A 17669-nucleotide genomic window follows, 5' to 3' on the forward strand; every position below is an offset into this window, starting at 1 on the left:
ATCTTGATCTTGCGGCCGTTGATGCCGCCGCTGGCGTTGATCTCCTCAACCGCCATCTTCATGCCGTTCGACACCGGAACGCCCCAGACCTTGATCGGGCCGGACAAATCCTGATGCGTTCCGATCACGATCTCGGTCGGCGAGATGCCTTCGTTGGTGACCTTGGTCTGGGCTGCGGCCGGCAGACAGGTCAGCGCCAGCGCGCTCACCGCAAGGCCCAGCGCCTTCAGCGATTTCGACATTGCAGTCTCCTCCTTAACATGGCCCATGTTGAGCGAAGGGTCGGGCCTGCTCGCTCCTTCGCCAATCTATTCCCGGCTCTCTCCTTGAGCATGATCTCCGCGCAAACGCCGTGCGTTTGTCGCGAGGGAAAACCGCTTCACACTTTTCCGGATCATGCTCTATGCCACCGCCCGTTCGCCATACATGGCGTCGATCTCGGCCGCGTAGCGCTTGTTCACGAAACTGCGCTTCAGCTTCATGGTCGGCGTCAGTTCCTCGTCCTCGGGCGTGAGCTGGCGTTCGATCAAATAGAATTTCTTGATGGTTTCGACGCGCGCGAACTTGGCGTTGACCGCCTCGACCTCGCGGTGGATCAGGTCCTGGATCTCGCGGGCACGGCACAGGCTCGCATAGTTGGTGAAGGGGATGTCCTGGTCCTGGGCGTATTTCTCGACATTCTCCTGATCGATCATGATCAGGCAGGTGAGATACGGCCGCTTGTCGCCGATCACGACCGCGTCCGAGACGTAGGGCGAGAATTTGAGCTGATTCTCGATCTCGGACGGCGTGATGTTCTTGCCGCCTGCGGTGATGATGATGTCCTTCATCCGGTCGGTGATCTTGACATAGCCTTCATTGTCGATCGCACCGACGTCGCCGGTGTGCAGCCAGCCCTTCGCGTCGATCGTCTCGGCGGTCTTCTCCGGCTGGTTGAGATAGCCCATGAACAGGAAGTCGCCCTTGATCAGGATCTCGCCCTTCGGGCAGATCATCACCTCGCCCCAGGGCGCGGCCTTGCCGACCGAGCCGAGCTTGATGCGATCCGCCGGCATCATGGTCGCGACGCCGCAATTCTCGGTCTGGCCGTAAACCTCGCGCATGTCGATGCCGAGCGCGAGATACCAGCGGATCAGATCCGGCGAGATCGGCGCTGCGCCCGTCAGTGCGATCCGGCAACGGTCGAGCCCGAGCATGCGGCGGATGTTGCGGAACACCAGCCAGTAGGCCGCGCGGTTGGCGAGCCGCAGCGACAGCGGCGGCGTCTCGCCCTCCAGCCGGCATTCGGTCATCCGGTTGCCGATCGCGAGCGCGCGGGCATACATCCAGTTCTGGAACGGGGTCGCATCCTTCAGCGCGATGGTGATGCCGGAATAGAACTTCTCCCAGATCCGGGGCACCGCGAGGAATGCGGTCGGCTGCACTTCGCGCAGATTGTCCGGCACCGTCTCCGGGCTCTCGGCAAAATTCATCACCGAGCCGAGCGCGAGCGAGATGTAATAGCCGCCGACCCGCTCGGCGACGTGGCAGAGCGGCAGGAACACCAGCCGCTCCTCGCTGTCGGTCGAGGGGTAGAGGTCGTTGGCGTGGCGCATCTGGTGCGTCACGCTGCGGTTGGAGTGCATCGCGCCCTTCGGCGGGCCCGTGGTACCCGACGTATAGACCAGGATCGCGAGATCGGAGGCGGTGCGGCTGCCGGTCATTTCATCCCACAGGGCGTCGTTGCCCTGCGCATGATTACGGCCGAGCGCCGTGAACTCGGCAAGCGACAGCACCATCGGATCGGAGAAGCCGCTGAGGCCCTCCATGTCGAACACGACCACCTTTTCCAAGGTCGGACAGCGCGACCGGCAGGTCAGCACCTTGTCGAGCTGCTCCTCGTCCTCGACGAAGATCACCCGCGTGCGGGAATCGTTGACGAGGTATTCGACCTGCGCCGCCGAATCGGTCGGATAGATGCCGGAGGACACGCCGCCGGCGCACAGGATGCCCATGTCGGCGTAGACCCATTCCGGCACCGCGTTGGCAATGATCGAGGCGACGTCGCCGGGGCGGAAGCCGGTCGCATGCAGGGCGAAGGCGATGTCCTTGGAGATCTGCAGCCATTCGCGCCAGCTGGTCGGCTGCCAGATGCCGAACTTCTTTTCGCGGATCGCGGGCCTGTCGCCACGCGTTTGCACCGCGAGCAGAAAGCTCCTCGCGATCGTGTCGGCGACCGTCAGCACCGCTGGTCCTGCCATGCGCGCTCCCTCCTCTGCCGCCTGCTTCGCGCGCCGGCTCGGCTGCCGGTCTTGTTGGCGAAACAGGCCCGAAATCTAGCTCCAACTCGCTCTCAGTGCCAAACCAACTTTAGTCAGCACCAAATCTTCCTCAGCGCCGGGCCTTCAACGCCAAGTCTTCCCTAACGCCAGGTCTTCTTTTTCTTCCAGCGCCGCTCACCCCGCGCGCCGGCTTCCTTGGCGCCGAGATAGAACTCCTGGATATCGGGTGAATTGAGCAGCCGCTCACAGGTGTCGTTCATGACGACGCGGCCGATCTCCAGCACATATCCGTAATGCGCCGTCTCCAGCGCGATCTTGGCATTCTGCTCGACCAGCAGGATCGACATGCCCTGCTCCTCGTTGACGCGACGGATGATGGTGAAGATCTCCTTCACCAGGATCGGCGACAGCCCAAGCGACGGCTCGTCCAGCAGCAGCAGCGTCGGCCGGTTCATCAGCGCCCGCCCGATCGCCAGCATCTGCTGCTCGCCGCCCGAAAGCTGTCCGGCCGGCTGGCCGAGCCGCTCCTTCAGCCGGGGAAAATAGCCGTAGACGCGTTCGAGGTCCTGCGCCACACCGTCGCGGTCCTTGCGCAGATAGGCGCCCATCATCAGGTTCTCGCGCACCGACAGGAACGGAAACACCTCGCGCCCCTCCGGCACATGGCTGAGGCCGAGCCGCACGATCCGGTCGGCCTCCATGCGCTGGATCGGCTTGCCCAAAAATTCGATCGAGCCCTTCTGCGGATCGAGGATGCCGGAGATCGTCTTCAGCACCGTGGTCTTGCCGGCGCCGTTGGCGCCGAGCAGCGTCACGATCTGGCCTCGCGCCACCTCGAGGCTGATGCCGCGGATCGCCATGATCGGTCCGTAATAGCTTTCGATGTTGGAAAGCTTCAGGATGATGTCCGATGTGCTCATGGCATCATCCTCATGCGCCGAGGTAGGCTGCGACGACGTCGGGATGGTGCTGCACTTCGGACGGCGAGCCCATCGCCAGCACGCGGCCGTAGTTCAGCGCGATCACGCGATCGGAGACGCGGTTGACCAGCGTCATGTCGTGCTCGACCATCAGCACGGTGATGCCGAGCTCGCTCTTCATGTCGCGGATCCAGAACGACATGTCGTCGGTCTCCTCGACATTGAGGCCGGACGACGGCTCGTCGAGCAGGATCAGCTTCGGCTCCGAGCACAACGCGCGCGCCAGCTCGATCACCTTGCGCACCCCGTAAGGCAAGCCCGAGATCAGCTTGTCGCGGTAGGGCTCGAGATCGAGGAATTCGATCACCTGCTCGACCCGGCGGCGATGCGCCTTCTCGCCGGCGCGCACGCTCGGCAGGAACAGCAGCTCCTGCCAGAGCCGGGTGGTGGAATGGCGATGGCGCCCGACCAAGAGATTGCTCAGCACGGTCGCATTCTCGAACAGCTCGATGTTCTGGAAGGTGCGCGCGATGCCGAGTTTCGCGATGTCGTAGGCCGGCTGCTGGGTGATGTCCTGGTCCTCGAAGAAGATCCTGCCCGAGGTCGGCGGATAGATCCGCGAGATCAGGTTGAAGATCGAGCTCTTGCCGGCGCCGTTCGGCCCGATGATCGAGAGGATCTCGCCCTTCTCGACCGCGAAGCTGACGGCATCGACCGCCTTGAGGCCACCGAAATGCAGCGACAGGTTCTCGGCGCGGAAATAGCTCATCTGTTCCGCTCCGATTTCACATAGATCTTCTGCCGCTTGAAGGTCGCGCGCTTGTACAGCGGGAACAGCTGGAAGAAGAGCTTGATCTTGAGCCAGCGGCCATAGAGTCCCAGAGGTTCAAAGAGCACGAACACCACGATGATGACGCCGTAGATCGCGCCCTTCAGCCCGTTGGCGGAGGCAAAGGCCGCGACCGCATCCTGGATGTGGCCGGCGCGCTCGGCGCCGGCGCCGAGCGTTGCCGCGACGCCTGCGATTACGCCGGGCATGTCGTCCTTCAGGTAGGTCAGAAACGGATCGATCATGACCAGGAAGATCGCGCCCAGCACCGCGCCGTGCAGGCTGAACGTGCCGCCGATCAGGATCACGATGATGAACTCGATCGAGAGCTGCAACGTGAACATCTCCGGCGAGATGAAGGACAGCTTGTGCGCGAACAGCACGCCGGCAAAGCCGGTGATCGCGGCCGAGATCGCGAACGACTTCACCTTGTAGAGCGCGACATTGATGCCCATGCTGCGCGCCGCGGTCTCGCTGTCGCGGATCGCGACAAAGGCGCGCCCGGTCGGCGAGCGCAGCAGGTTGAGCGTGCCGACGATGGTCAGCACCAGCACCGCAAGACAGAGATAATAGAAGGTCGGGCCGTCGCGCGACACCGTGGCGCCGAGCAGTTGCATGGCCTTGACCCGCATGCCCTCATTGCCGTTGGTCACGCTCTCCCAGCGCGCCATGATCTCCTCGACGATGAAGGCAAACGAGATCGTCGCGATCACGAGATAGATGCCCTGCAGCCGCAGCGCCGGAAATCCGACCAGCGCGCCGACCACGCCGGTCAGCAGTCCCGCGGCGAGGAAGTAGACCGGAAACGGCACGTTGAATTGCTGCAGATAGGCCGCGGTATAAGCGCCGATCGCCAGAAACGCGGCATGGCCGAGCGAGGCCTGCCCTGTGAAGCCGGTCAGGATCATCAGCCCGACGCCGACGGTCGCATAGATGCAGACGAAGACAAGCTGGCTCATCAGGTAGCTTGACAGCACGTAGGGCGCGATCACCAGCACCGCGAGCAGCAAGCCGTAGGAATAGACGTAGCCGGAATGCGGGAACAGCCTGATGTCGTCTTCATAGTCGGTCTTGAAGAGAAATCGCATTCTTGCTCCCTAGATCATGATGCGATTTGATCGCATCATGATCTCGTCTCTTTGTTTGAGCATGATCTTGTCGGAAAACCGGCCTCCACTTTTCCGGATCATGCTCTAAACCTTCTTGCGGACATGAAGGCCGAACAGGCCTTCGGGCTTGAGCAGCAGCACCGCGAGCAGCACGATGTAGGGCGCGACGTCCTTCCATCCCTGCGGCAGATAGAAGCCGGCCATGCTCTCGATCACGCCGATCAGGACGCCGCCGACCACCGCGCCGGGGATCGAGCCGAAACCGCCGAGCACGGCGGCCGGAAACGCCTTCAGCCCCAGCACCAGGCCGACATTGGAATGGATGAAGGTGATCGGCGCCAGCAACACGCCGGCGCAGGTCGCGACCGCGGCCGAGATCGCCCAGACGATCGAGACCACGCGCTTGACCGGGATGCCCATGTAATAGGCAGCCAGCATGTTCTCGGAGCTGGCGCGCATCGCGGTGCCGAGCGTGGTGCGGTTGAAGAACAGATAGAGCAGCGCGCACAGGATGATGGTCGCCGCGATCACCGACAGCTTGTCATAGGCCAGCACCAGGCTGCCGATCCGCAGCACGCCCTGGCTGAATGGCGTCTCGATCTTGAAATCGTCGGTGCCCCAGATCATGCCGGCCACCGAGCGCAGGAAATAGCCGAGCCCGATCGTCGCCATGATGATCGAGAATTGCGGATAGCCGAGGATCGGCCGCACCACGACCCGCTCGGCCAGCATGCCGAACAGCGCCATGCATATCACCGCGCCGGCGAAGCCGACCCAGTAATTCAGCCCGAGCATGCCAATGAATGTGAAGGCGAAAAAGCCGCCCAGCATCATCAAATCGCCTTGCGCGAAATTGACGACCTCGGTTGCCTTGTAGACCAGCACGAAGCCGAGCGCGATCAGGCCGTAAACGCAGCCGAGCGCGATGCCGCTGACGAGCTGCTGAACGAAGTCCAGCATCGTTCCCTCCCCGATGCCCTGCGATTCTTACCGATCGCTCGTGCATCCCGCCTTCACGCCCTTGTGTCGGAAGCGCTGAAAGCCGCCTATGTCCGCCCGGATTGAGCCAAAACGCCCGATCCCTGTCAACAAACCGGTGATCCGGCTGTATCATCACATTTACGGAGATATGCCGCAGCACGGACTAATACGGATATCGCGTTCGATTTGCCCCGTGCGATTCACTGCACCGAAACGGTTTTTGTCCAAGGTCACGCAACCGACGAGCGAACTCCCGGATCGCCACCACATCATGACATCGCAACTGTCCGCACTGGCCCTGCGAGGGTTAACCAAGCGTTTTGACCGCCCGGCGGTCGACGCGCTCGATCTCACCATCCGGATCGGCGAGTTCTATGCGCTGCTCGGTCCGAACGGCGCCGGCAAGACCACGACGCTGCGCATGGTGGCCGGGCTCTTGCGACCCGATGCCGGCTCGGTGTCGATCCTCGGCATCGATGCGCTGGCCGATCCGGTCGCCGCCAAGCAGATCATGGCCTGGGTGTCCGACGAGCCGATGATCTACGACAAGCTGACGCCGCTGGAATATCTCGAATTCGTCGCCGGGCTGTGGGGCATCGATCCCCGCACATCGGAGAAGTCGGCACGCAATCTCCTGATCTCGCTCGGGCTCGAGCCGCATCTCAACGAGCGCTGCGAAGGCTTCTCCAAGGGCATGCGCCAGAAGGTGGCGCTCGCCGGCGCGCTGGTGCACGATCCGCGCCTGATCATTCTCGACGAACCGCTGACCGGCCTCGACGCGCTGTCGGCCCGTCACGTCAAGGGGCTGTTGCAGGAGCGCGTCCGCACCGGCTGCACCGTGATCATGACCACCCATATTCTCGAAGTCGCCGAGCGCATGGCCGACCGGATAGGGGTGATCGCCGCTGGCAGGCTGATCGCCGAGGGCACGCTGGCCGAGTTGCGCGCGCAGAACGGCCGCAACGACACCACCCTCGAGGACATGTTCATCGCGCTGGTCGATACCGAAGCGGCGGCCGCGTGAGCTCGACCGCCCATCTCGGCTGGTTCGCCCGCCACGAATTCCGCCTGGCCTGGCGCGAATGGCTGGCGATGATGACCGGCGGCCGGCGGCGGCGCAATCGCGCCGTCATCGGCCTGTTGGTCTTCGCGGCGATCCTGCATCTGCCGGCCTATGCCGTGGTCGCCCGCTATGTCGACCTCAGATTTCCGCTCGATCCCTCCTCGCTGATCGTGCTGACCGCGACGATCTTCCTGTCCTGGGCGCTGATGCTCTCGCAGGCGATCGAGTCGGTGACGCGCGTGTTCTATGCCCGCGCCGATCTCGATTTGATCATGTCGTCGCCGGCGAAGCTCACCAACATCTTCTCGATCCGGATCGCCGCGATCGCGCTGACGGTGAGCAGCATGGCGCTCTTGCTGTCGACGCCATTCATCGACGTGCTGGTGTATCTCGGCGGCGCACGCTGGCTCGCCGGTTTCGGCGTCGTGCTTGCGATCGGGCTGTCGGCGGCTGCCGCGGCGATCGCCGTCACCGCGTTCCTGTTTCGCGTGATCGGGCCGAGCCGGACGCGGCTGGTGGCGCAGATCGTCTCCGCCGTCATCGGCGCCGGCTTCGTCATCGCCCTGCAGGTCGTCGCCGTGCTATCCTACGGCACGCTGTCGCGCTTTGCCTTTCTGACCTCGGATACCGCGGCCCGAATTGCTCCCGCGCCCGACAGCCCGCTGTGGTGGCCGGCGCGCGCATCGCTCGGCGATATCGAGATCATGATGTTACTGCTCGCAGCAAGCCTCGTGCTGCTCGGCGTCGTGATGGCGGTGTTCGCGCCGCGATTTGCCGACACGGTTGCAAGCGTTGCCGCCAATCCGGCGGCGGTCACGCAGGGACGGGCCCGCGCATTCCGGTCCGGCTCGCGGCAGCAGGCGCTGCGCCGCAAGGAATTCCTGCTGCTGCGCCGCGATCCATGGCTGCTGTCGCAGAGCCTGATGCAGATGCTCTATCTGCTGCCGCCGGCGCTGATGCTGTGGCGAAGCTTCTCCGGCACGTCGACCGCGATCGTGCTGATTACGCCTGTCATCGTGATGGCCGCGGGCCAACTCGCCGGCGGGCTCGCGTGGCTGACCATCTCGGGCGAGGACGCGCCCGATCTGGTGGCGACCGCGCCGCTGCCGCCATCACGCGTGACCCGCGCCAAGATCGAGGTCGTCCTGATTGCCATCGCCACCGTCTTCGCGCCGCTGGTGGTGGCACTCACATTCGCCTCGCCGCAGCAGGCCGCGGTGACGGCGATCGCGATCGTCATCGCGACCGCATCCGCCGCCGCGGTCCAGCTCTGGTTCCGTGCGCAGGCCAAGCGCAGCCAGTTCCGCCGGCGCCAGACCTCCTCCCGCATCGCCACCTTCGCGGAAGCCTTCTCCTCGATCGGCTGGGCCGCAACCGCGGCACTGGCGCTGACGATCCCGGCGGCCGCGCTGGTCAGCGGGATTCTGACGCTGCTGATGCTCGCCATCGCCTGGAAGATCAGCCCGCGGCATGCGTGACCTAAGCTAGGCCTTCATCACCTCCATCACCGCCGCGGCAAACGCTTCCGGCGCTTCCTGCGGCAGGTTGTGGCCGGCGCGCGGGATCACGCGATAGGCTCGGCGGGCGGTGTACCTAGCGGCGCTGGCACTGCCGTCGGTGGCAGCCGTCACCCCGTCATCGGCGCCGTCGAGCGTAATGGTGGGGACCGCAATCACCGGCAATGCGTCGAGCCGCCGCTGTATGTCCGCGTATTGCGGGTCCCCTTCGACAACGCCGTAGCGATGGCGATAACTGTGGATCACCACGTCGACATAATCGGGATTGTCGAATGCAACGGCGGTGCGCTCGAAACAGGCATCGTCGAACGCCCAGCCCGGCGACCATTGCGACCACAGGATCCGCGCGATGCCGCGCCGGTCGGCGGCAAGCCCCGCGCGGCCGCGCTCGAGCTGGAAGTAATACTGATACCAGAGCGGCACCTCGCGCTCCGGACGCGCCGGCACCATGGCGTGCGCGATGTCCTGGATCATGTAGCCGTTGGTGCAGACCAGTCCGATGCACCGTTCCGGCCACAGCGCCGCGCCGATCGAAGCCGCACGGCCGCCCCAATCATAGCCGGCGAACACCGCGCGCTTGATGCCGAGCGCATCCATCAGCGCCATCATGTCGGCCGCGATCGCCGCCTGCTCGCCCGAACGCGGCGTCGCCTTGTCGCGGAAGACCGTTGGCCCGTAGCCGCGCAGATACGGCACGATGACCCGGCAGCCCTGCGCCGCCAGCCTGGGCGCGACGTCCACATAGGCGTGGATGTCGTAGGGGAAGCCGTGCATCAGCAGCACGGCCGGACCGTCGGCCGGGCCTGTCTCGTAATAGGCGATGTCGAGCACGCCTGCGTCGACATGGCGCAACGGCTCGAGCCGTTTGGTCGATGATGCGCGCGGCACGGTGGTATTGTCGGTCACGCAGAACTCCCTGATCGCTGTGATCTGCGCGGCATGATAGCGCTTGCCAGCTGAATAATCGCCCGGATCGTATTGCAGCCAGCGCCGTGGAGCGATGCACCGGCCTCATCATGACGGCACGGCAATTGCGCGGTAGTCTCGCCCGCGCGGATATTGCCGCAGACGGAACAGCTCATGCTGAGATTGCTCGCCGCGCTCGTCTTGCTGGGAACGCTGACCAGTCACGCGGTCGCGCAGGGCGCTCAGCGCAGCGAATGCCTGGCGATGGCCAATGCGCCGCCGCGCGCCACGCCGGTGAGTTACCGGCACGTCGCGGCCAAAGCGGATGAGGTCGCGATCACCTATGCCGGTCACTCGACCTATTACATCGACACGCCCGGCGGCATCCGGATCGCGACCGACTACAACGGCGTCTATCAGACCGGGCGATTGCCCGACGTCGCGACGATGAACCGGGCCCACGCGACGCATTACACGCTGTTTCCCGATCCCCGGATTCCCCACGTGCTGCATGGCTGGGGCGAGAACGGCCAGGCCGCGCATTACGCGGAGCGGATCGGCGACGTCTATATCCGCAACGTCACCACGGATATCCGCCGCTACTGGGGCGAAGGTTCCGGCGGCGAGATGATCAAGGACGGCAATTCGATCTTCATCTTCGAGGTCGCCGGCCTCTGCATCGGTCATCTCGGCCACCTCCACGTCAAGCTCGACGACAGCCAGTTCGCCGCGATCGGCCGGCTCGATATCGTGATGGTGCCGATCGACGGCACCTATACGATGTCGCTTGGCGGCATCTCCGAGATCACCAAGCGCTTGCGCGCCTCGGTGGTGCTGCCGATGCACCGTTTCGCCACCCCGCTCGACGAGTTCATGCGCCTGATCGGCCAGCAGTTCGAGATCGACCGCCGCGGCGGCGAGCGGACTTTAAGGATCTCGCGCGACACGTTGCCGGCGACGCCGACGGTGATCATCCTCGACGGGGTGTGAGGCAGCCCGCCCCTGACACGATTTCGTCAACCGGCGATTTTCGCGCTTGACCTAGAGTATGCTCTAGCTTGTTCACTCGGAAGTGTCTGGCGGATCAGCCGCACACCGCGTGATCCCGCCGGCGCCATGAAGGCGGTCTTACCATGATGGATGCCCGAGCAACCCAGGCGCCCAGCGCGCTCCACATCGGCGATATCGCGCGCCGCTCCGGCCGCAGCGTGCACACGATCCGCTGGTACGAGACGCAGGGCCTGATGCCGGGCGTCGTCAGAGACCGCGGCCGCCGCCGCGTCTACAGCGATTACCATATCGGCTGGCTCGACCTGATGGAACGGTTGCGCCTGACCGGCATGTCGATCCGGCAACTCCGCGAATACACCGCGCTGGTGAAGCAGGGCAGCGCGAGCCTGCCCAAGCGCCGCGCCCTGCTTGCCGCCCATCAACTCCGCGTCCATGCGATGATCGCCAAGTGGACCGAGGCGCTGACGCTGGTCGATGCCAAGGTCGAATTCTACGACGAATGGATGGCGGGCGGCCGGCGGCCAACGGTTTCGCCGCAGCAACGCGCCCGCGACAAGCGCTCAATGCCCAAGGCCTGAAGAAGGCCTGAACAAGGCCCGAGCGCGCTCACCAAATCAAGAGAACAGGATACGCGATGGACGATATGCTTCGGCGTAAACCCTTTGCCATGCGCGCATCGCAGCGGCTAACGCTGCTGACGCTGTGCCTCGCGGTCACGATCGCGCATATCGATACGTTCATCGTCAATCTCGGCGCGCGTGCGATCGGTGATCATTTCGGCGCCGATGTCGACCAGTTGCAGTGGATCGTGGACAGCTACAATCTGGTCTACGCGGTCTCGCTGCTGCCCGGCGGGATGCTTGCGGACAGATACGGCCGGCGCCGGATCCTGATCTGCGGCGCCCTGATCTTCAGCTTCGCATCGCTGCTGTGCGCGGCCGCGCCGTCCGCACAAGTGCTGATCGGTGGACGTGCCCTCACGGGCGCCGGAGGCGCGCTGATGATTCCGGCCTCGCTGGCGATCATCCGTGTGGTCTGGGACCAGCCGGCCGAACGCGCCCGCGCACTGGGCATCTGGGCCGCCTGCAACGGCGTCGCCATGGCGCTCGGACCGAGCCTTGGCGGGCTGCTGATCCCATGGCTCGGCTGGCGCAGCATCTTCCTGGTGATCGTGCCGTTCGGCCTGCTCGTCGTTCTGATGGCCGGATCGACGGTCCCGGAATCAGCCAACCCGCAGCGGCGCGCGTTCGACGTTCCGGCCCAGCTCTGCGGCGCGCTTGCGCTTGGAAGCCTGACCTATGCCGCCATCGGCGCGCAATCGATGCCGGGCGCTATGACGGCCATGCTGGTCGTCGCCGTGCTTTCGACAACGCTGCTGATCGCGATCGAGAAGAGGAAGGGTTCCGAGGCGCTGTTGTCGCCGGAAATACTCGGCGCTCGCCAGTTCCGCGCCGCGATGATCGCCACCACGGGCATGACCTTCGGCGGCTATGGCATGGTCTTCGTGCTGCCGCTGGCGTGGCAATCGAGCGGGCGGTTCGATGCCGCGGCGAGCGCCGCCGCGTTGCTGCCGATGTCGCTGGTGTTCGTGTTGGTCTCGCCGCTCTCCGGTGCGTTGTCGGACAAGCTCGGACTGCGCGTGGCAACATCGGGCGGCGTGACGCTGATGAGTGCCGGCCTCCTGATGATTGGCCTTGGTGGCCTGCAACCAAACATCGCGCTGGTGGAGTTCGGACTGGCCATCACCGGCCTCGGGCTCGGCCTTGCGGCAGGACCGCTCTCAGCGATGGCCGTCGGCGACGTCGCGGCTGCGCGGGCCGGTACGGCTGCGGCGCTGATCAACGTGGCGCGGATCAGCGGTGCAACGATAGGGGTCGCGGTGCTCGGCGCATTGTATGCGGCGGCCGGCGGCGGCGGCCATGGCCTGCTGGTCGCGATGCTCGCCGGAAGCCTCGTTCAGCTCGCCGGCGCCGGCGCGGCATGGATGATGACGCAGCCGAATGCGCCGGGACTGCGCATTTGACCTGTTCGCGCGCGGCTCGTTATCCTTCGCACAGCCGACATCGGATCGGCGGCCGACAAGAGCAAGAACAGGGAGCATCATCCATGGCCAGCACTCTGCCCGCCTCTGCGAGCGGGCTTTATGCCAATCCGCGCGAAGACTGGCTCGCCCAATATGCCGAGGAGATCATCGATCCAAACAGGCCGATCGTCGACCCGCACCATCATCTCTGGGATCGCGGCGGCCTGCGCTATCTGATCGAGGAGATGCGTGACGACATCGCCTCCGGCCACAACATCGTGGCGACCGTCTATGTCGACTGCCGGTCGATGTATCGCGCCGACGGCCCGGAGGCGTTCCGCCCGGTCGGCGAGGTCGAGTTCGCCAACGGCGTCGCCGCAATGGCGGCGAGCGGCGGCTATGGCAAGACGGCGATCTGCGCCGGCATCGTCAGCCACGTTAACCTTCTGATCGGCGACCAGGCCAAGGCGGTGCTGGAGGCGGAGATTGCGGCCGGCAACGGCCGGTTCCGCGGCATCCGCCACTCCTCGGCCTGGGACGAGGACCCCAACGTCGCCCACATGTATGCGAACCGGCCGAAGGGCATCCTGCTGGATTCCACCTTTCGTAGGGGGTTCGCCTGCCTGGCGCCGCTCGGCCTCAGCTTCGACGCCTGGTTGTTCCACCCGCAGATCGGCGAGCTGACCGAGCTTGCCCGCGCCTTTCCCGACACCAGAATCGTGCTCGACCATTGCGGCGGCCCGGTCGGCACCGGCCGCTTCGCCGGCAAGCGCGAGGAGACCTTTCCGGTCTGGAGGGCGTCGATCCACGAGGTCGCCAAATGCCAAAACGTCGTGGTCAAGCTCGGCGGGCTGGCGATGTGCCTGCTCGGCTATGACTTCCACCTGCGCCCGAGACCGCCCTCGTCGGAGGAACTCGCCGCCGCCTGGCGGCCCTATGTGGAGACCTGCATCGAGGCGTTCGGGCCGAACCGTTGCATGTTCGAAAGCAACTTCCCACCTGACAAGGGACAGTGCAGCTATCAGGTGATCTTCAACACCTTTAAACGGCTTGCATCACAATATAGCGAAGCCGAGAAGACGGCGTTGTTCTTGAAGACGGCAAAGGATGTCTATCGGCTCGATATCGGGTAAGCTTCCGACTCATGGATGACGGCATCACCATCCGGCCGCTTCGAGAAGCTGATGCAGAAGCGGTGGTCGAACTTTACGCAAAGGCAGCTGCGGTGGAGCCGCGGCTAGGCCCTGTTACGCTGCCGCAATGGGACCAGTTCCTGAAGCTGCCGCAGAACCGTGGCGGCCGTGACTTTCGTGTCGCTGAGCAGAATGGCCGGCTTGTCGGCCTCGCCGAATCCTCGTTGCGCGATCAGGGCGCGCATCATTGCCGGTTCCTCAAGATCGTCGTGGCGCCCGAGATGCGGCGCCACCGGATCGGCCTTGCGCTATTCGACGACGTGCTTGCGATCGACACCGAGGCGGATCTCACCGTGCAGACGCTGGCGAGCAGCGACTGGCCGGCGGGAATGGCGTTCGTGGCGGCCTTCGGCTTTGTTCATCTCGAGTCCGAAATCGGGATGAAATGCGTCGAGCCGTTGCAACCGGCGCGCACCCTCGCGGCCGCCCGCGCCACCATCGAGCAGGTCAGCGACGTGACCGCCTGCGCGGCCGAGGTCGCACGCATCCACAATGCCGCCTATGCCTCGGACGCCGCCTTCCGCCTGTACTCGCGGGAGGAGATGGCGCAGGTCCTGACCGAGACCGAAGTCTGGATCGCCTCGGAAGACGGACAGATGTCGGGCTTCTGCCTGACCGAGCCGGAGCGGAACTCGATGTGGATCGAGTCGGTCGCCGTCGACCCGGCGCGGCAGGGGCGCGGGCTCGGCCAGCTCCTGGTCTACCGCGTGCTCAGCGCGCATGACGTGTCGGTCGAGCATCCCTGCTGGCTCAACGTCTCGAGCCGCAACGGCCCCGCGCTGAAGATCTACCGCCGGCTCGGCTTCAAGCCCCAGCACGAGACCTGCCGCTTCAGCGCCACGCGAGGCGAGCTGATCGCTGCGAGGGAGCGGAAGTTTCGTTAACGGACCCTGCGGCGTTCAAACCGGCAGCACCAATTTACCCCCGTCACCCCCGCGCAAAGGCTTCGCCTTTGTCGCTGGAGGTGCGAGCGGGGCGAGCCTCGAAGGGTGAATGGCCGAGCTCTCTCCCGCGCCGCGATATCCGGGCCGTGCATCCTTCGAGGCGCGCAAGAGCGCGCACCTCAGGATGACGGGAATTGAGCTACGTCGGACGCGAGCGCAGCCGTTACGCCCACTCGCCCTTGCGGAACACCGGCACGCTGCGGCCGTCGGCGTGGATGCCGTCGATGTCGGTGTGGGCGGAGCCGATCATCCAGTCGATGTGGATCAGGCTCTTGTTGCCGCCCTGCTCGGCGATCTGCTGCGGCGTCAGCTTGTCGCCGTTGACGAAGCATTTCGAGTAGCACTGGCCGAGCGCGATGTGCGAGGCGGCGTTCTCGTCGAACAGCGTGTTGAAGAACAGCAGCCCGCTCTTCGAGATCGGCGAGGAATGCGGCACCAGCGCGACTTCGCCGAGGCGGCGTGCGCCCTCGTCGGTGTCGAGCACCTTCTTCAGCACTTCCTCGCCGCGCGAGGCCTTGGCCTCGACGATGCGGCCCTCCTCGAACTTGACCGAGATGTTGTCGATCAGCGTGCCCTGATAGGACAGCGGCTTGGAGGAGACGACATGGCCGCTGACGCGGCGGCAGTGCGGCGTGGTGAAGACCTCCTCGGTCGGGATGTTGGCATTGCAGACGATGCCGTTCTTGGCGGTCGAGGCGCCGCCTTCCCATTCATGGCCGTCGGCAAGCCCGATCGTGAGGTCCATGCCGGGACCGGAATATTTCAGCGCGTGGAAGCGCTGCCCGTTCAGCCATTCGGTGCGCTCGCGCAGCTTCGCATTGTGCTGTTCCCAATTGGCGACGGCGCCGTCCTGATCGACCCGCGACGCGGAGAAGATCGCATCCGCAAGCTTGGCCACCGCGACGTCCTCGGCATCATCGGGGAACACCTGCTTGGCCCAGGACATGCTCGGATAGGCGATGATGTTCCAGTTGGTGTCGAAATTGACGATCTTCTCCAGCGCCGGCTGGTAGGCGATCGAATTGGCCTTGCTGGCGCGCGCCACCTTGGTCGGGTCTTCGCCCGACAGCAGCATCGGATTGTCGCCGACGATCGCAAGGCGCGCGGTGTTGGCGCCGAACGCCTTCGCCATGCCCTCGTAGAGCCAGCCCGCGGCACGATCGAAGCTCGCATCATTGCCGTAGCGGTAGCGCGCCAGCGTCAGCTCCTCGTCCGAGAAGAACGGGGTCACGAGACCCGCGCCGGCCTTGTAGGCATGTTCCACGACGCGCCGCACCAGCGGCATCGCCGCGGCGGGCGCCGTCAGCAAGAGATCCTGCCCCGGCTGCAGCTGCAGGCCGACCTTGATTGCGACTTCGGCGAGCCGATCGAGCTTCACGGGATCGATCGAGGCGGAAAGGTTGCGTTGATGTGCAGTCATGAAGCGTCCGGCCGTGTCGTTTGAGGGAATTTCAAGGATTCGTAGTCCAATTCGATCCGTATTCGCAAGGTTCCTGCCCGCCGCAGCCGATCACGCGACGGCGAGCAATTGCCGCGAATTTTACCGCCTCACCGAGGCCAGCACCCGGTCGACCATCTCGGGCGCGAGGCCGAGGTAGTTTTTCGGTGCGGTGAGGCGATCGATCGTCGCCCGGTCGATCCGGCTCGCGACGCGCTGATCCGCCGCCAGCGCCTCCGCCAGCGTCAGGCCCTGGTCGTTGGCGACACGGCAGGCGTCGTAGACCACGTCATGCGCCTCCTGCCGGCCGATCGCGGGCGCGAGACCCATCATCACGGCTTCGGCGACGATCAGGCCGCGGCTGATGTCGAGATTGTCGGCCATCCGCTTCTCGTCGACGATCAGGCCACCGAGCGCGAATTTAGCCTGGTGCATGGCGCCTGCGGTGAGCACAAAGCTTTCCGGGATCGCCATCCATTCAGCGTGCCACGGCCCGGTGGCGCGCTCGAAATCCTGCACCATCGCATCCAGCATCAGGCCGGCATGCTGGCGCACTGCCTTGGCGGCCGCGAGCATCAGCTCCGACGAGATCGGATTGCGCTTCTGCGGCATGGTCGAGGAGGCGCCGCGTCCCTTCACGAACGGCTCGTAGACCTCGGCGAACTCGGTCGACGCCATGATCATGACGTCGAGCGCGATCTTGCCGAGCGTGCCCGTGACCAGCGCCAGGAAATTCACCGCCTCCGCCAGCCCGTCGCGCGCGACATGCCAGGTGGAGACGGGAACGCCGAGGCCGAGCTCCTCGCACAGCGCCTGCTGGACCTCGAAACCCTTGCCGCCCAGCGAGGCCAGCGTGCCGGCCGCGCCGGCGAACTGGCCGACCAGCACGCGCGGCTTCAGCTCCGCGAGCCGCGCGGCGTGGCGATCGAAGGCGGCAAGCCAGATCGCGGTCTTGTAGCCGAAAGTCACCGGGAGAGCCTGCTGCAGATGGGTGCGGCCGGCCATCGGCGTGTCGCGGTATTTTTTCGAGAGACCGGCGAGGATGCCGCGCAGCGCGCTGATATCGTCCTCGACGATCTTGAGGCCGTCGCGCAGTTGCAGCACCACGGCGGTGTCCATGATGTCCTGCGTGGTGGCGCCCCAATGGACATAGCGGCCGGCCTCGCCGCACTGCTTCACCATCTGATGCACCAGCGGCAGAATCGGGTAGCCGACCACATCGGTCTCCTGCCGGAGCAGATCGAAATCGAACGCAGCGACATCGGTTCGCGCGGCGATCTCTTCCGCGGCTTGCGCCGGGATCACGCCGCAGCGGGCTTCGGCCTTCGCCAGCGCGACTTCGACCTCGGCATAGCGCGCAATCAGCCGCAGGTCGGAAAACACCTCGCGCATCTCGCTTGTGCCGAAGGCGTCGCGAAACAACACGGAATCGAGCACGGTGGTCGAGGTCGGGAAGGCGGACATCGGGAAGGCG

At 65.1% G+C, this 17669-nt stretch carries 16 protein-coding genes; 7 read left to right on the forward strand and 9 right to left on the reverse strand.

Going from position 1 to position 17669, the window contains the following annotated elements:
- The 6 genes from AC628_RS13230 to AC628_RS13255 form a co-directional block, all read right to left on the reverse strand.
- A partial coding sequence (locus tag AC628_RS13230; protein WP_168193367.1) for an ABC transporter substrate-binding protein occupies positions 1–242 on the reverse strand: 242 nt, incomplete at its 3' end.
- Between the two features lie 159 nt (positions 243–401).
- Positions 402–2240 carry an AMP-dependent synthetase/ligase gene (locus tag AC628_RS13235; protein ID WP_074127250.1) on the reverse strand — a complete coding sequence of 613 codons (1839 nt, stop codon included), beginning with the start codon at positions 2238–2240 and terminating at the stop codon, positions 402–404.
- Between the two features lie 161 nt (positions 2241–2401).
- Complete coding sequence (locus AC628_RS13240; protein ID WP_074127251.1) at positions 2402–3181, reverse strand: ABC transporter ATP-binding protein; 780 nt, start codon at positions 3179–3181, stop codon at positions 2402–2404.
- 10 nt (positions 3182–3191) lie between these two features.
- On the reverse strand, positions 3192–3950 hold the full coding sequence (locus tag AC628_RS13245) for an ABC transporter ATP-binding protein (protein ID WP_021080284.1): 759 nt from the start codon (positions 3948–3950) through the stop codon (positions 3192–3194).
- Positions 3947–5098 (reverse strand): branched-chain amino acid ABC transporter permease, encoded by a 1152-nt coding sequence (locus tag AC628_RS13250; RefSeq protein ID WP_074127252.1) that lies wholly within the window; start codon positions 5096–5098, stop codon positions 3947–3949. Before AC628_RS13250 ends, AC628_RS13245 begins: the two co-directional genes overlap by 4 nt.
- Positions 5099–5203: 105 nt before the next feature.
- Positions 5204–6079 (reverse strand): branched-chain amino acid ABC transporter permease, encoded by an 876-nt coding sequence (locus AC628_RS13255; RefSeq protein ID WP_050423026.1) that lies wholly within the window; start codon positions 6077–6079, stop codon positions 5204–5206.
- 292 nt (positions 6080–6371) lie between these two features.
- Here AC628_RS13255 and AC628_RS13260 point away from each other — a divergent pair, with 292 nt between their 5' ends.
- Together AC628_RS13260 and AC628_RS13265 are read left to right on the forward strand one after the other, a co-directional pair.
- Positions 6372–7124 carry an ABC transporter ATP-binding protein gene (locus tag AC628_RS13260; RefSeq protein WP_074127267.1) on the forward strand — a complete coding sequence of 251 codons (753 nt, stop codon included), beginning with the start codon at positions 6372–6374 and terminating at the stop codon, positions 7122–7124.
- Entirely contained in the window at positions 7121–8641 is a 1521-nt protein-coding gene (locus AC628_RS13265) for a permease (protein ID WP_074127253.1), read from the forward strand. The genes AC628_RS13260 and AC628_RS13265 overlap by 4 nt, the downstream gene beginning before the upstream one ends.
- Positions 8642–8647: 6 nt before the next feature.
- Here AC628_RS13265 and AC628_RS13270 read toward each other — a convergent pair whose 3' ends face one another.
- Positions 8648–9586, reverse strand: coding sequence for an alpha/beta fold hydrolase (locus AC628_RS13270; protein ID WP_245321162.1), 939 nt, complete (start codon positions 9584–9586; stop codon positions 8648–8650).
- Between the two features lie 174 nt (positions 9587–9760).
- On the opposite strand from AC628_RS13270, the gene AC628_RS13275 reads away from it, so the two are divergent.
- The 5 genes from AC628_RS13275 (at position 9761) to AC628_RS13295 (ending at position 14697) form a co-directional block, all read left to right on the forward strand.
- Entirely contained in the window at positions 9761–10576 is an 816-nt protein-coding gene (locus AC628_RS13275; RefSeq protein ID WP_074127269.1) for an MBL fold metallo-hydrolase, read from the forward strand.
- Between the two features lie 143 nt (positions 10577–10719).
- Positions 10720–11175: a MerR family transcriptional regulator gene (locus tag AC628_RS13280; protein ID WP_210190198.1), complete on the forward strand. Its 456-nt coding sequence runs from the start codon at positions 10720–10722 to the stop codon at positions 11173–11175.
- A gap of 56 nt (positions 11176–11231) precedes the next feature.
- Positions 11232–12620, forward strand: coding sequence for an MFS transporter (locus AC628_RS13285; RefSeq protein ID WP_143201580.1), 1389 nt, complete (start codon positions 11232–11234; stop codon positions 12618–12620).
- 83 nt (positions 12621–12703) lie between these two features.
- A complete protein-coding gene (locus tag AC628_RS13290; RefSeq protein WP_074127254.1) occupies positions 12704–13753 on the forward strand; it encodes an amidohydrolase family protein in 1050 nt (349 codons plus the stop codon).
- 11 nt (positions 13754–13764) lie between these two features.
- Positions 13765–14697 carry a GNAT family N-acetyltransferase gene (locus AC628_RS13295; RefSeq protein WP_074127255.1) on the forward strand — a complete coding sequence of 311 codons (933 nt, stop codon included), beginning with the start codon at positions 13765–13767 and terminating at the stop codon, positions 14695–14697.
- Positions 14698–14920: 223 nt separating this feature from the next.
- On the opposite strand, the gene AC628_RS13300 is transcribed toward AC628_RS13295, so the two are convergent.
- Both AC628_RS13300 and pcaB read right to left on the reverse strand, forming a co-directional pair.
- Positions 14921–16177 carry an aminopeptidase gene (locus tag AC628_RS13300; RefSeq protein WP_074127256.1) on the reverse strand — a complete coding sequence of 419 codons (1257 nt, stop codon included), beginning with the start codon at positions 16175–16177 and terminating at the stop codon, positions 14921–14923.
- Positions 16178–16297: 120 nt separating this feature from the next.
- Positions 16298–17659, reverse strand: a complete 1362-nt coding sequence (gene pcaB, locus AC628_RS13305) for a 3-carboxy-cis,cis-muconate cycloisomerase (RefSeq protein WP_074127272.1) — start codon at positions 17657–17659, stop codon at positions 16298–16300.
- Between the last annotated feature and the right edge of the window lie 10 nt (positions 17660–17669).

The sequence above is a fragment of the Bradyrhizobium sp. NAS96.2 genome (assembly GCF_001908235.1).
Taxonomy (GTDB): Bacteria; Pseudomonadota; Alphaproteobacteria; order Rhizobiales; family Xanthobacteraceae; genus Bradyrhizobium.